Consider the following 13923-nt stretch of genomic DNA (forward strand, 5'->3'; position numbering starts at 1 on the left):
CTGGTTATGACTGCTGCTATCCCCGTTTTCAAACCTGTTAGCCAGATGCAATTAGCACCTGGTAGCACAGTGACAATTCCAGATGTTAGCTGGGAAGAATTTGAATCTATTTTACAAGAATTGGGAGAAAAAAGAACTACACGAATTGCCTACAGCCAGGGTGCTTTAGAAATTATGGCTCCTTTACCAGAACATGAAATTCCCAAAGATTTAATTTCTGATATTGTCAAAATATTGTTGAAGGCTAAAAATATCAGATACCAACCTTTTGGTTCCACTACTTTTAAACGGCAAGGTGTAGCAGGAGTTGAACCTGATGCTTGCTTTTATATTCAGAATTACCAACAGATGATTGGTCATTGTCGCTTACAACCTGATGATCCACCACCAGATTTAGCGATTGAGACTGATGTCACATCAAAAACTACTCTCGATGCTTATGAAGCCATTGGAGTCCCAGAATTATGGGTTTACGATAGCGGAAGTCTTTCTATTTATTTGCTTAAAGAGGGAAAATACATAAAATCTAACACCAGTCCTAATTTTGCAGATATAGCTATTACTCAAATTATCCCTGCTGCTGTAGAACGTAGTTGGCAAGTAGGAAGTTTCCAAGCTTTAGAAGAATTGGAAGCGATGGTTTAGTAAATGATCAAACAAGCATTGCTCATTTTGCTTAATTATGAGCAAGCTAGTGGTAATTACGTGTTAAAAGCTGTTAAGTCAATGTGCATTTAAGTTGCAACATATTTCTAAAACCTAATATATCTCTCATTTTATTATGGAAACTCAAAACTTTAATGAAGAGTATGCAAAAGCTGTACAGTTTCTAATAGATGGACGAGAAAATGATGAAGCTATATTTTTACTATCTTGTACTTTTTCATCTTGTGATTCTGCTTCCTCTTGGTTCGATATAAAACTTAAAACTCGACGACCTAATTATGATATTCTTCTTGATAAAGAACATTCTATTACTAAAGCTATTCATCGAGCTTTTGAAGCTATACTACCTCTTGAGGAATGGGAAGTTAATAAGCTGTATATAACTCCTGTAATAGAGTTATCGAATATTCCAGATATCCCAGCTGATTGGCATGATGATTTGCTGCAACTTAGCATTTTGAGTAAGTTTGGCAGAATTATTTTCTGGCTCTGAATACATAGCAAATAACTCACTAAAAGCCTCTTCCCCATTAATCTCTCCACTACTAACAAATCGTTTTACTTCAATCGAACCATCCTCAAAAAATTTCACTTCCCATCGTTCTCCAGCCACTGCCACATTCACCATAATAGTTTCATCCCGATGATGAGCTAAGGTGTAATTAATTCTCTCTTGTTTTAATTTATTTAAAAAGGTAACTAGTTTGCCAAATCCATGATTCTTCATTTGTCCGGGTTACAATTATCTATTAATTGCATCAATAAATTATTCTTGAGAATTACTTCCTCTTTCTTCACTCTCATCAGGTAAATCAATTTTTGGTTGCCCATAATTAGCCAAATTCACGCCTTCTTCTAAAAATACAGCAGAGTATTTACTCAACCCAATACGCTGTGCAGAATAAATTCCAGAATGACCTGAAAATAAATAGCTCACTACACAGCCAATAGCAATAAATACCCCCGATTCCAGACCAAATAATTCAATTCCCATTAAGGTGGATGCTAAAGGTGTATTTGCTGCACCCGCAAACACACCCACAAATCCCATTCCTGCTAAGAGTGGTGCAGGTAATGCTAAAAGTAACGACAAAGCATTACCTAAAGTAGCACCAATAAAAAACAAAGGCGTGACTTCTCCTCCTTTAAAACCTGCACCTAAAGTTAAAGTAGTCAAACCCAATTTGGCAGCAAAATCCCAAGGAGGTAGCTGAGTGTAGAAAGAATCAACGATTGTTGAGATACCAAGCCCAATGTACTTGGTTGTTCCACTCAATCCAACAATTGCTGCTATTATCGCACCACCTATTAAAGGACGCATTGGAGGATAAGATATCTTGGTTTTAAACAAATGGCTGATTTTGTGAGTTACTTTAGCAAAGAATCTTGCGACTATTCCAAAGATTACACCTGCAATAATTGCAGAAATTAGTCCCCAAATTGTGAGCGTCGGTATTAACGGAGCGTGTCGGTATGCGGTATGATGCAAACCCAATAGTAAGGTGACTTGATTCCCTACGATCGCAGCAATCAAAGAAGGAAAAAGAGCGTCGTAATGAATTTTACCAATCGCTAAAACTTCCAGACCAAATACGGTTCCAGCTAAGGGAGTACCGAAAACTGAAGCAAATCCCCCACTTATACCCGCCGTTAACAAAATTCGCCGATTAGCCCCTTTAAAATGCAGTATTTTAGTCACCTGATCTGCCAAAGAAGCACCCATTTGTAATGCTGTCCCTTCACGACCGGCTGAACCACCAAAAAAATGGGTGAGGTCTGTTCCTAGTAACACAAGAGGAGCCATACGGAAGGGAATAACCTTTTTGGGATTATGTATTTCTTCTAGTAAAAGGTTATTTCCGGCTTCTACAGTTTGACCAAATTGATGATAAATCCAACCGCTCAAGAAGCCGCCAAGGGGAAGAAAGGCGATAATCCAGCGATGCGATTCCCGCCAATTGGTTGCCCATTCCAATGATGCTAAAAGAGCCGCAGAAGCCATTCCAGCAAGAATGCCAGCTACAACGGAAATAGGCAGCCATTTCATTAGGTGGGGTAAGGCAATAAAAGGTTCAAATTGACGTAATTGTTTCATATTAATTCGTAATTCATAATGACGCTCCTGCGTCGCTCTAAGAGGATGTTTGAAAAGTCCTCATCTTGGTAGCAAAACGTTTTAGATCCCCCTAAATCCCCCTTAAAAAGGGGGACTCTGATTCCGGTTCCCCCCTTTTTAAGGCTACAGTGTACACACATCTTTTTGCTGGGTGCAAAATGTGTATTGATCCTCCTAAATCCCCCTTAAAAAGGGGGACTTTGAAAGCTTTTTGCCCCCCTTTTTAAGGGGGGTTGGGGGGATCAAAAGCCTGTGGCGAACTCTAGAAGACTTGTGTGTACACCGTAGCCTTTTTAAGGGGGGTTAGGGGGGATCAATAAGTGCCTAAAATCACAGCCAACCACTTTTCAAACAACCTCTAAGCGTTGGCGCAGCCTCTCGTAGAGAAGGCTTTACGCTGCGCTAACGTAATTCGTAATTAAATTGAGTTGGGTTCACGGTTTTCTAGCAAGATTACAGGTATTGGGCTGGCTTCTAAGACTGCTTGTGATACTGAGCCAATCAGCACTTGTTCCCAAGGTTGATGACCGCGTTTGCCCATAACGATCGCAGTGACACTAAACTCCTCGGCAATGCGAATAATCTCTTCTGGTACAGCACCTGTAACAATCAAAAACTTATATCTGATATCCGATAAAAACTGTTTGGCTTGTTCTTTTATTTGTTGGATATCTTGCTGGCTTGAGGTATTAACTACATGCAAGACGATCGCTTCCCCATTACTGCGGCGTGCTAAATCTGCGACTTTTGTTAAAACTTCTGTGGCTAAACTCGATGTATCCACTGCTGCCAGGAACAAGGTACGAGTAGCAACTGTGACTTTGGTGGGGTCAACTTCGCCTTTTGTGAGCAATTTCGGGGCAAAAGTCATAGTTGCCCAAGCTCCTAACGGTGCAGTGATTAAAATTGAGAGAGCTGCGATCGCTAAAATTATCTCACCCCCCGCAATTCCTTGGGAGAGGGGTATTGCTCCAATGGCAGCTTGGACTGTAGCTTTTGCTGAGTTTCCTGGGAGCAAAAATAATCTTTCTCGCCAATTCCAATTACTACCCAAAGTTGAGAGATACCAGCCCAGCATCCGACCTATAAGTAAACCAATTACTAGAATTAAAATGCCAGGTAACAGAATCTTCTCTAATACTTGCAGTTGAATAGTTGCCCCTAATAAGACAAACAAAAAAATCTCAGCTACTATCCATAAACTGTCAAATCCGCCCCGTAATCTTCGAGCTAGGGGAGCATCTAATTCAATTAAGAAAAACCCCATAGCCATTGCTGCTAAATAACCAGAAAAGTAAGGTAAGGCATGAGCGCTAATTACCAGGAATAAAGCTAAACTGGCAGCAATCACAGTATCTTGAACGATATTCTGAGTCCAGTTTTGTTTAATTAATAGTAGAACTAATAAACGAGCTGCTAAATAGCCAAATAATAATCCCAGCAATATTTGCATGATAATTTGGAACGGCAGCAGTTGGAGAGCAGTCAAAGTGAATCCCCCAGGTAGGGCAATCTGCTCAACACCTCCGTCACCTAAGAAACTTAGCAGTAGGCTGAAGACTAGCAATAGCAGGACATCAGATAAAGCACTACCAGTTAAAATTGCATCGGGAATTCCTTTAGTGACACCCCAGCCTAAACTTTTCAGCCTAAGCATTCCTGGGACAATTACAGCCGGAGATTCCGCGCCAATCACACAGCCCAAGAGTAACCCAGTAGGAAAGTCAAATTTAAAAATTATCATAGCGGCAAGAGCGATCGCGATCGCTTCTGTTGCTGCTGGCAAAAATCCCAAACGTAGCGCCACAGTTCCCTGTTGAGCTAGCTTTTCTCTATCTAAACCCAGTCCGGCTTTCATTAAAATAATCATTACTGCCAAAGTTCTTAACTCATCAGCAGCACCCAGCACATCTGAACTGATAACATTCTGAACTTGGGGGCCAAGAATAATCCCCACTAAAATCATGCCAATTAAAGGCGGAGCTACTAAACGACGGGCAAGTTGACCGGCAAAAAAGCCCATCATTAAAATCCACAATACACTGGCTAGCATCCCATAACTCCTTGAAGTGCGATTTGTAGACAGATACTTTCTACAGGAGAGTCAGGTAATGCATTTAGCCAAGCCCTACTCTCCCGCAGTCAGCGGAGAAAGTAGGAGCCATCAGCCTCCAGTCATGAATTTAACCTGTACTGGAAAGGCGGTTTTGGCGAGCTCCATCGCCATAAATACTATTTAATTACAACAATACCATTTTGACTTTTGTATTGCTTTTTCATACTTGTAATTTCTACCTGGATAAATAATTTATTTCTATAGATAGATGCGTTTATGATATTTATAAATAAAAAGCTTTTTGCTAAGAGAACAAGTATTAAAAACAACTATAATTAGTATTTATAAAGGTTAAGTAGGAAAACCGTACTTATCTGATAGGTTTTCTGTACCATATATCTAAGTTTAGCTGGATAAAATCAAAATGTAGCTTCATGAATGCTGTTTAAGAGAAAAATAATACAGCATTAGCAGGAGAGCGAAAATATGACAAATCAATTGAAAACGGCTGTTTTGCTAGCTGCTTTAAGTGGTCTTTTGATTGCAATTAGTTACTGGGTAATTGGCGGTTCTGGTGGCTTAATTATTGGAATTGCCTTGGCAGCAGTAACAAACCTGTTTTCTTGGTATCAATCAGATAAGATTGCCCTGGCAGCATACCGCGCCCAGCCTGTAAGTGAAGGGGAAGCACCGGGACTTTATCGGATGGTGCAAAGATTAAGCGAACGCGCTAACATTCCTATGCCTAGAGTTTACATTGTCCCAAGTCTTGGTGCTAATGCCTTCGCTACAGGACGCGATCCAGAACACGCCGCTGTTGCTGTCACCGAAGGCATTTTGAAGATATTGCCAGAGGACGAACTCGAAGGCGTTATCGCCCACGAACTCACCCACATTATTAATCGTGACACCCTCACGCAAGCTGTTGCTGCTACTGTCGCTGGTGCAATCTCATTCCTAGCGCAAATGGTGAGTTACAGCTTATGGTTTGGCGGTGGTTCACGAGATGACAACAGAGGTGCAAATCCTTTGGGAGTCTTATTAACAGTAATGCTTGCGCCATTGGCTGCGACGATTATTCAGTTAGGAATTTCGCGCACACGAGAATTTTCTGCTGATGCAGGTTCAGCTAGATTAACTGGTAATCCCCGCGCCTTAGCCAGGGCACTGCAACGGTTAGAAGCCTCAGCAAGGCAGATGCCTTTAAATGCCAATCCAGCTTATGAGCCGTTATTAATTATCAATCCTATCTCTGGGCAGTTTATGGGTAACTTGTTCTCCAGTCACCCTGCTACTGAGGAGCGAGTTGCAGCATTACTGAAACTAGAGCAACAATTGCCAATCACAACTTATTAATTATTCATTAGCCATTAGTCATTTGTGAAATTTATAATGACTACCATTATAGGGTGCAGTTTTCATCCGATACTAAGCTTTGTAATTTAAGGATGTTTTAATTATGAATGCTAACAATATCGACTCCTTTGGAACCGGAATAATTGAATCTAGCGAATCCATAGTAATTGTAGAAATTAGTCCTCAAAGCGACAAATTGGTAGAAACCGAAATGGCTGGCGGAAGTGATGAAGTGAAGCGCGAAACCAAAGCGCTGATTGAGGCATTAGAAAGACGCAGCCAAGCAGAGTCAGCAGGTACTCTCACGCGTGAAACTTATTTGAAAGCTGTGCGACAAGCACGGGAATTGATTGAAGGAAGGAAACTGATAGAACGCGATCGCTTAGAAGACTCTTGGGCGATAATTCAGGATGAAGCTGAGAGAAACTGGCATTTAATGATGAAAGACTTCGTAGACTTCAGCTTTCGCCTGCAAAAAGCAGCTAAAGCTGCTTGGGAAACCTTCAATCACCCTTATTCTCGTTAGTTAGACGAACCTCTTGCTATCTTGAACTAAACTTCAAGTCTGTCCCTCTCCGATTCGGAGAGGGACAGGTTTTGCGTAGTAAAACCAGGGAGAGGTCTTTTTATATAGATTTTCCGTCACGGATAAGATAAAGGAGTAATTACAGCTCCTCACACAAATAGCAATGACTTCAACCCTGCGGAAACTTCCTCGTCTTAATAGCCCAACCCTGCATCAGTTACCCAATGGTTTGACAATCATAGCGGAGCAGATGCCAGTTGAAGCTGTAAACCTCAACTTATGGATTAAAGTTGGTTCAGCCGTAGAATCTGATGCCATTAATGGCATGGCTCACTTTTTAGAGCACATGATTTTTAAGGGAACAGAACGACTGGCTAGCGGCGAATTTGAACGGCGAATTGAAGAACGAGGTGCTGTTACCAATGCCGCAACTAGTCAAGACTATACTCACTACTATATAACCACTGCTCCCAAAGATTTTGCCGAGCTTGCTCCACTACAAATAGATGTAGTAACAAATGCTAGTATTCCTGATGATGCTTTTGAACGTGAGCGATTAGTCGTTTTAGAAGAAATTAGGCGTTCAGAGGATAATCCTCAACGGCGGACATTTCGACGGGCGATGGAAACAGCATATACTGAGTTACCTTATCGTCGTGCGGTATTGGGGCCAGAATCGGTGATTGCTGAACTTAAACCCCAGCAGATGCGGGATTTTCATACTAGTTGGTATCAACTCCAGTCAATTACTGCTGTAGCTGTAGGTAATTTGCCTGTGGAAGAATTAATTGCAACCGTAGCTGAAGGATTTACAAAAGCCACTAGAACTCAGTACTCCCCACTCCCCACTCCCCACTCACCACTACATCCTGAGCCACCATTTACAGAAATTGTCCGTCGAGAATTCATAGATGAAAGCCTCCAGCAAGCAAGACTAGTGATGCTTTGGCGGGTTCCAGGAATGGTTCAGTTAGATTGCACCTATGGACTGGATGTTTTAGCCGGAATTTTGGGACACGGACGAACATCAAGGCTGGTGAGGGATTTACGAGAAGAACGGGGATTAGTTTCTTCAATTTCTGTGAGCAATATGAGCAATCAGCTGCAAGGGACATTTTATATTTCAGCTAAATGTGCAGTGGAAAATTTAGGAGAAGTAGAGGATGCGATCGCTCAACATATTCGCACAGTCCAAACCGAGTTAGTCACAGAATCAGAAATTGCCCGTGTGCGGCGGCGAGTAGCGAACAGATTTATTTTTGGCAACGAAACACCAAGCGATCGCTCTGGGTTGTATGGTTATTATCAGTCTTTGGTGGGAGATTTAGAACCCGCCTTTAACTACCCAGATCATATTCAGAGCCAAGATGCAATTGACTTGATGCAAGCAGCCAAAGAGTATCTTTCTCCAGATGCTTATGGTGTAGTTGTCGTCAAGCCGTAAAGTGAAGAAGGCAGGAGGCAGAAGGCAGGAGGCAGAAGGGTGGAAGTAAAGAAGAGGAATTTTCCCCCTGCTCCCTGCTCCCTGCCCCCTGCTCCCCCTACTCTCCCCAATTTAATCATGTGGACTCAAATCGATGCTCAAATTAGCCAGGTGACTGGCGAAAAATTTCAGAGTCAGCAACGGCGATCGGTTGGTGGCGGGTGCATCAACCAAGGTTATGCTATTTCCAATGGTGAGATAAGCTACTTCCTTAAGATTAACCAAGCATCACAAGTTGCGATGTTTGAGGCTGAGGCAATGGGTTTAAAGGAAATGCTAGCCACAGCTAGTATTCGCGTCCCAAATCCTATCTGCTGGGGTGTAGCTGATAATTCTAGCTACATCGTGCTGGAATGGTTAGAACTTGGAAGCGGTAACAGCAATTCGTGGGAAGAGATGGGGCGCAAGTTGGCGGCGATGCATCAAGCTAGCAGTAGCCAAGATTTTGGTTGGAAAATTAACAATACTATTGGTTCCACGCCCCAAATCAATACTTGGACAGCAGACTGGACAGAATTTTATATTAAACATCGCCTGGGTTATCAATTTCAGTTGGCAAGGCGAAAGGGAGGAAATTTCCCCTCTTCAGAAAAATTACTAGCAGCAATCCCTGAACTATTGGCGCATCAGGTGCAACCATCTCTAGTACATGGTGATTTATGGGGCGGAAATGCCGGGTGTACTAACTCAGGAGAACCCGTGATTTTTGATCCAGCAACTTATTTTGGCGATCGCGAAGTTGATATTGCCATGACAGAATTGTTTGGTGGGTTCCCCGCAGCCTTTTACAAAGGTTACAACGAAGTCTTTCCTTTAGATGCAGGCTATGAGCAGAGAAAAACGCTCTATAACCTGTATCACATTTTGAATCACTTCAATTTATTTGGCGGCGGTTATGCTTCCCAGGCAAACCGAATGATTAACCAAATTTTGCACTAACTACAACTTTGCGTACCTCTGCGCTTCCCTCCGCGCTCCTCTGCGTTTAAATTTCCCCCCTCAATTCCCCACCATTTGACTCACCATCACCCCCAAAGCCAACATACCCAAAATCGTCATTAATCCCGCCGGCATAAACTTACGTGTTTTTACCAATCGAAATGCAAAGACAACTACTAAAACAGCAGTAACTATCACTGCTAAAATTGCACCCGAGCTTTGCCCTTGGAGTTGAAAGTAACCGGCAAGCACTAGTAATAAACCGCTAATGCTACCACTGATGAGTGAAACCTTACTTTTAGCCTGAATGTAGCCAATAATGCCCCCTGCGATCGCTAATATGCCGTAGGCAAAAGCAGCAATTATACTTAAATTCATTGTTAAAACCTATGTAGACTTTGACTTTACTGCCAGTATCAGCAGACAATTTACCATAGCTATTTAGCTATATCACACAGTTAATTGATGGGTAATCAAGCGATGCCAATGGCAAGTACTTCCTCATATACAAAGGTTCAATATCTCCAGCGCCAAGCAGCCTCACTTTTACTGTACCAGTCTGTTCTCCAAGGCGAAGTGGGGATGGCGTTTTTGGAACTGTTGCAAGCCATACGTTACACTGATGCCGATGCACGGGGTTGTCTCCAAGCCTACGGCAGTTACTTCCACGCCTTGGCTGCTAAAAATGAAAACTGGGAAGACTATTTAATTACTCAACTTCTCTTGTCTAGGAATCCTTTTACAAGGCTGGCTGAAGTGCGAGAATTTAAAGATTTGCCCCCAGCTTTAGTAACAGCAGTTAAGCATGATTTACAAATATTGCAAAGTCTCTATGAATGTAGCAGCGCTTCTTTAAGTGAGTGGATACAAGGCGCAGCTCATATGCCGATTTCACCAGTAGTGTGGTATAAAGAGCAAGAATTGGTAGGAGGAGAGACATTCGCTACGCATCTACAACAGTTAGACAATTGGGGTGATGCTGTAGAAGAATTAGCAGCTTATTATCGGCAATGTGGCTCTGGTTTATTTGCAGAATATCGCGCTTTACGCTGGCAATCTGGGCAGTTTATCGGTATTCGGTATTCTGATCCAATTAAGCTGAGTGCGCTTGTAGGTTATGAGTCTCAAAAAGATGCTTTGCTAAAAAATACAGAGTTTTTATTATCAGGAGAGATGGCACTACATGTATTACTTTACGGGAGCCGGGGTTCTGGCAAATCTTCCTTAGTAAAATCTTTGTTAAATGAATATAGTAATCGCAGCCTCCGCTTGTTGGAAGTGGCAAAATCTGATTTAAAAGACTTACCAGAAATTGTGGAACATTTACGGGGAGTGTCACAAAAATTCATCATCTTTGTCGATGATCTTTCCTTTGAAGAAGATGATGATGCCTTTAAAGCGCTTAAGGTAGTTTTAGAAGGTAATTTAACCGCGCGGCCGCAAAATGTAGTTGTGTATGCTACCTCTAATCGCCGCCACCTGATTCGGGAGTTTTTTGTGGATAGACCTACCCCCAAGGATAACGAGGAAATTCATGCCTGGGATACGATGCAGGAGAAGCTTTCATTTAGCGATCGCTTTGGTTTAACCTTGACTTTTGAACCAGCCGATCAAAAAACTTATTTGAAGATTGTACAGCATCTAGCGACACAAGCTGAAATTAATATTACCCAAGAAGATTTAGAATTTCAAGCATTACAATGGGCAACTCGCCACAATGGTCGTTCTGGACGCACAGCACGGCAATTTGTTGATTTTTTAAAAGCAGACTTAAGACTTTTTCATGCCAATACCGATACATCTAACATTTGAGATTAAAATTAATTTATTGATAATTACAGTTTTTATTAGTTACATAACAATATTATGCACCAGTAACTAAAACTAGATATTTCAGGACTACTATGATACAAATTTTGGAAAAATGCCTTATTTAGCCAAACGGAACAACCTGTGTATTCTAATTACAAATTACCAATTACGTAGCTTGCTTCTCGTCGGTGGCGAGTATTACGGATTAGAATGATTACTTATTCTGATAACTTAACTACGCTAAAAACCAGCAATATGCAATCAGTAACGATCAGCAATCGATTTATCTTAGGCATAGTTGCCTTTAGTGTGAGTTTTGGCCTTAGCCTTGTTCCAAACTGGGATTTTAATAAAGCCTTTCTCACAGGTTTAATTACTGCCGTTACTATCTATGCAGCAGCATTATTCGTAGATAAGCGACGCAGAAATTATGAAGTGTTTGTTTTAGGTTCTCTCCGCAAACGAATTAAAGAAATGGAGGGTTTGAAGGCTCGTGTCGTCAGAGAAATTAATCAAATCGAAGAACATCATAATTTATTATATGCAGAGTCACAACAACTGCAAAACCAAGTAACAGAAAGCCGTAACCAAAGGGATAGTATACATCGAGAGTTAAGAACATTTGCGGGGCAAAAAAAGCAGTTAGAAACCGAAATTAATACCCTGCAAACTGAAATTAATAATTTGCAAAAAACTCAAACAGAATTGAACAATGCTTTTTCTGTTCTGACAGCAGAGAAACGTCGTTTAGAGTCTAATTGTAATGTATCTCGTAGTGAAATTACCAATTTGCAAAATAAAATTTCCGAACTCCAGCAGGAGAAACAAGAAATTGAAAGCAATTTAACTCTTTTAGGCAGGCTAAAACCCCAATTAGAAGAAAAACTATACGAACTGCGGATTGCAATTCAAGAACTAGAAGTTGAGACAACCCAAAAAAATCAATTGCTGGTAGCGACAAAAACCGAAAGAGAAAATATCCAAGCTATCCTGAATTCTTCACAAACTCAACTTGCAGAACAAAAAGCCGAATTACAGCAGTTGCAAAGCCAAGTTTCATTATTGCAAGAAGAACGTGATTCATTGCAAAATCAAGTATGGGAACTACTCCAACAAATAGAAACATTCAATCCCGAACCTTTGGCTGATAATTCCAATGAAGATGATACTGAATTGTTTCCCTTTTCTGAAATAATAGAAACTACAACAGTCATAGACAGTTCGGAAATTAATATATCAGAGAATCTACCTAAAGAATGGGCTAATTTTTTAGAAAATCTCCCAGAATACGAACTACAAGTATTAAAAACTATAGTCGAACAAGAGAATCCCAAGGCTGCTATTAAAAAAATTGCCGAAGCAAACATTACTATGCCAAATCTTTTAATCGATTCTATAAATGAACGAGCAAATGATACTATTGGTGAATTAATAATTAATACAGATTCGGAAAGCCTAGAAGTTTACCCTGAGCATATTACCCATGTCCAAAAAATGATTGCAATGCATGAAAGGCTCATAGCTAGACATACTTCTTCAAATTAAATTATTATTGCCGTCGTAAGATTAGTAGTAAGGTGAATATATCCTTACCTATTTACTGCGTGCTTCTGCGTTTAGAATAAAGTGAAGTTTAATACATGGCAAAGCTCAAAATCTCGAAAAAAATCTCTACTGCTTTAATCAATTCCCTTGGTGCAGGGGTAGTCCCAAGAGTGGGAGTTGAATATATAGCAGTAGGTCGAGAAAAAGAACTCAAAAGCCTATTACAAAATCTCGATGATATTGCAGAAGGTGTAGCAGCATTTCGCTTCATAATTGGTAACTACGGTTCTGGCAAAAGTTTTTTATTGCAACTAATTCGTAACCGTGCTATGGAGCAAGGTTTTGTAGTAGCTGATGCTGATTTATCCCCTGAACGCCGATTAGCTGGAAGCAGCAATGAAGGTGTAGCTACCTATCGAGAATTAATGAGTCACCTAGCTACAAAAACTCGTCCTGATGGTGGTGCTTTAGTCTCGATTTTAGAAGGATGGATTAATAAAATTCAACAAGAAGTTGTTAAAGAAACTGAAATGCGTCCGAATGATGATGGTTTTGATGATAAAGTTGAATCGAAAATTAGGGAAGTAGTTCAGTATATTGAAGGCTTAGTTCACGGTTTTGATTTTGGTAGCGTGATTATCGCTTATTGGCGTGGCTACCGAATGGATGATGATAATTTAAAAAATGCGGCGATGCGCTGGTTGCGGGGAGAATTTACGACTAAAGTTGAGGCGAAAGCAGCTTTAGGGGTGCGCGTGATTATTGATGATGATACTTGGTACGACTATATAAAACTGTTTGCGAAGTTTGTTGCTGAGATTGGCTATAAAGGACTGTTAATTTTAGTTGATGAAGCCGTACATTTATATCAAATATCTACTACAGTTACGCGGGAAAAAAATTATAATCGGCTCCTCGCCATGTTTAACGATACCATGCAGTGCAAAGCAGAACATCTTGGTATTGTTGTTGGTGGAACAACTAAATTTTTAGAAGACCCCAAACGAGGACTTTTTGCAGACCAAGCTTGGCAAAGACGCACAAAAGAAAGCCGTTTTGCTGCCCAAGCTAATGTTCAGGAACATTTAGGCCCAGTAATTAGGCTCAATCCGTTGAGTGAAGCAGAAATATTGACGCTTCTGCAACGTTTAGCTGAGATTCATGCACTCAATTTTGGGTATGAACAGACTTTGACAAATCGTGAGTTGAAAGAGTTTGTGCAAGAAATTATTAATCGCTTGGGTGCAGAAGCATTACTTACACCAGGGGAAATTGTGCGAGATTTTATGAGTGTGCTGAATATTCTTCACCAAAATCCAGGAATTGCGTTTGGTGAATTAATTCATGGCTCTAAATTTAAACCTACTGCGATGAGTAAGGATGCAGATGAGGATGAGGATGGCGTAGCAGAATTTAGTTTGTAG

Annotated in this window: 12 protein-coding genes and 1 riboswitch; of the genes, 8 read left to right on the top strand and 4 right to left on the bottom strand. The window is 40.9% G+C overall.

Features of this window, described 5'->3' with window-relative positions:
* Positions 1-6 precede the first annotated feature (6 nt).
* A complete protein-coding gene (locus tag H6G26_RS24115) occupies positions 7-645 on the top strand; it encodes a Uma2 family endonuclease (RefSeq protein ID WP_190731886.1) in 639 nt (212 codons plus the stop codon).
* A gap of 418 nt (positions 646-1063) precedes the next feature.
* Here the strand turns inward: H6G26_RS24115 and H6G26_RS24120 are convergent, their stop codons facing one another.
* The 3 genes from H6G26_RS24120 to H6G26_RS24130 form a co-directional block, all read right to left on the bottom strand.
* Positions 1064-1393, bottom strand: coding sequence for a hypothetical protein (locus tag H6G26_RS24120; RefSeq protein WP_190731888.1), 330 nt, complete (start codon positions 1391-1393; stop codon positions 1064-1066).
* Positions 1394-1432: 39 nt separating this feature from the next.
* Positions 1433-2761, bottom strand: a complete 1329-nt coding sequence (locus H6G26_RS24125; RefSeq protein ID WP_190731890.1) for a voltage-gated chloride channel family protein — start codon at positions 2759-2761, stop codon at positions 1433-1435.
* Between the two features lie 439 nt (positions 2762-3200).
* Positions 3201-4835, bottom strand: a complete 1635-nt coding sequence (locus H6G26_RS24130; protein ID WP_190731892.1) for a cation:proton antiporter — start codon at positions 4833-4835, stop codon at positions 3201-3203.
* A gap of 95 nt (positions 4836-4930) precedes the next feature.
* Positions 4931-5016, bottom strand: a riboswitch (Fluoride riboswitch).
* A 308-nt stretch (positions 5017-5324) separates the two neighbouring features.
* Between H6G26_RS24130 and H6G26_RS24135 the strand changes: the two genes are divergently transcribed.
* The 4 genes from H6G26_RS24135 to H6G26_RS24150 all read left to right on the top strand — a co-directional run bounded on the left by H6G26_RS24135 (position 5325) and on the right by H6G26_RS24150 (position 9142).
* Positions 5325-6194, top strand: coding sequence for a zinc metalloprotease HtpX (locus H6G26_RS24135; RefSeq protein WP_190731894.1), 870 nt, complete (start codon positions 5325-5327; stop codon positions 6192-6194).
* A 103-nt stretch (positions 6195-6297) separates the two neighbouring features.
* A complete protein-coding gene (locus H6G26_RS24140) occupies positions 6298-6720 on the top strand; it encodes a hypothetical protein (protein WP_190731896.1) in 423 nt (140 codons plus the stop codon).
* Positions 6721-6883: 163 nt separating this feature from the next.
* The gene (locus tag H6G26_RS24145) at positions 6884-8164 is read left to right on the top strand and encodes a pitrilysin family protein (protein WP_190731898.1); all 1281 of its coding nucleotides are present in this window, start codon (positions 6884-6886) and stop codon (positions 8162-8164) included.
* A gap of 117 nt (positions 8165-8281) precedes the next feature.
* Positions 8282-9142, top strand: a complete 861-nt coding sequence (locus H6G26_RS24150) for a fructosamine kinase family protein (RefSeq protein WP_190731900.1) — start codon at positions 8282-8284, stop codon at positions 9140-9142.
* 60 nt (positions 9143-9202) lie between these two features.
* Here the strand turns inward: H6G26_RS24150 and H6G26_RS24155 are convergent, their stop codons facing one another.
* Positions 9203-9520, bottom strand: coding sequence for a TMEM14 family protein (locus tag H6G26_RS24155; protein ID WP_190731902.1), 318 nt, complete (start codon positions 9518-9520; stop codon positions 9203-9205).
* Between the two features lie 87 nt (positions 9521-9607).
* On the opposite strand from H6G26_RS24155, the gene H6G26_RS24160 reads away from it, so the two are divergent.
* From H6G26_RS24160 to H6G26_RS24170, 3 genes are all read left to right on the top strand, one after another.
* The gene (locus H6G26_RS24160; RefSeq protein WP_190731905.1) at positions 9608-10954 is read left to right on the top strand and encodes an ATP-binding protein; all 1347 of its coding nucleotides are present in this window, start codon (positions 9608-9610) and stop codon (positions 10952-10954) included.
* 255 nt (positions 10955-11209) lie between these two features.
* Positions 11210-12499 carry a tellurite resistance TerB C-terminal domain-containing protein gene (locus H6G26_RS24165; protein ID WP_190731907.1) on the top strand — a complete coding sequence of 430 codons (1290 nt, stop codon included), beginning with the start codon at positions 11210-11212 and terminating at the stop codon, positions 12497-12499.
* Between the two features lie 95 nt (positions 12500-12594).
* Positions 12595-13923, top strand: a complete 1329-nt coding sequence (locus H6G26_RS24170; RefSeq protein ID WP_190731909.1) for an ATP-binding protein — start codon at positions 12595-12597, stop codon at positions 13921-13923.

It is taken from the genome of Nostoc sp. FACHB-888 (assembly GCF_014696655.1).
Lineage (GTDB): Bacteria > Cyanobacteriota > Cyanobacteriia > Cyanobacteriales > Nostocaceae > Nostoc.

Coding starts and splice junctions, on each gene's coding strand:
- H6G26_RS24125 (WP_190731890.1), bottom strand. CDS start 2,761: ATGAAACAATTACGTCAATTTGAACCTTTTATTGCCTTACCCCACCTA.
- H6G26_RS24165 (WP_190731907.1), top strand. CDS start 11,210: ATGCAATCAGTAACGATCAGCAATCGATTTATCTTAGGCATAGTTGCC.
- H6G26_RS24170 (WP_190731909.1), top strand. CDS start 12,595: ATGGCAAAGCTCAAAATCTCGAAAAAAATCTCTACTGCTTTAATCAAT.
- H6G26_RS24160 (WP_190731905.1), top strand. CDS start 9,608: ATGGGTAATCAAGCGATGCCAATGGCAAGTACTTCCTCATATACAAAG.
- H6G26_RS24150 (WP_190731900.1), top strand. CDS start 8,282: ATGTGGACTCAAATCGATGCTCAAATTAGCCAGGTGACTGGCGAAAAA.
- H6G26_RS24140 (WP_190731896.1), top strand. CDS start 6,298: ATGAATGCTAACAATATCGACTCCTTTGGAACCGGAATAATTGAATCT.
- H6G26_RS24135 (WP_190731894.1), top strand. CDS start 5,325: ATGACAAATCAATTGAAAACGGCTGTTTTGCTAGCTGCTTTAAGTGGT.
- H6G26_RS24130 (WP_190731892.1), bottom strand. CDS start 4,835: ATGCTAGCCAGTGTATTGTGGATTTTAATGATGGGCTTTTTTGCCGGT.
- H6G26_RS24115 (WP_190731886.1), top strand. CDS start 7: ATGACTGCTGCTATCCCCGTTTTCAAACCTGTTAGCCAGATGCAATTA.
- H6G26_RS24145 (WP_190731898.1), top strand. CDS start 6,884: ATGACTTCAACCCTGCGGAAACTTCCTCGTCTTAATAGCCCAACCCTG.
- H6G26_RS24120 (WP_190731888.1), bottom strand. CDS start 1,393: ATGAAGAATCATGGATTTGGCAAACTAGTTACCTTTTTAAATAAATTA.
- H6G26_RS24155 (WP_190731902.1), bottom strand. CDS start 9,520: ATGAATTTAAGTATAATTGCTGCTTTTGCCTACGGCATATTAGCGATC.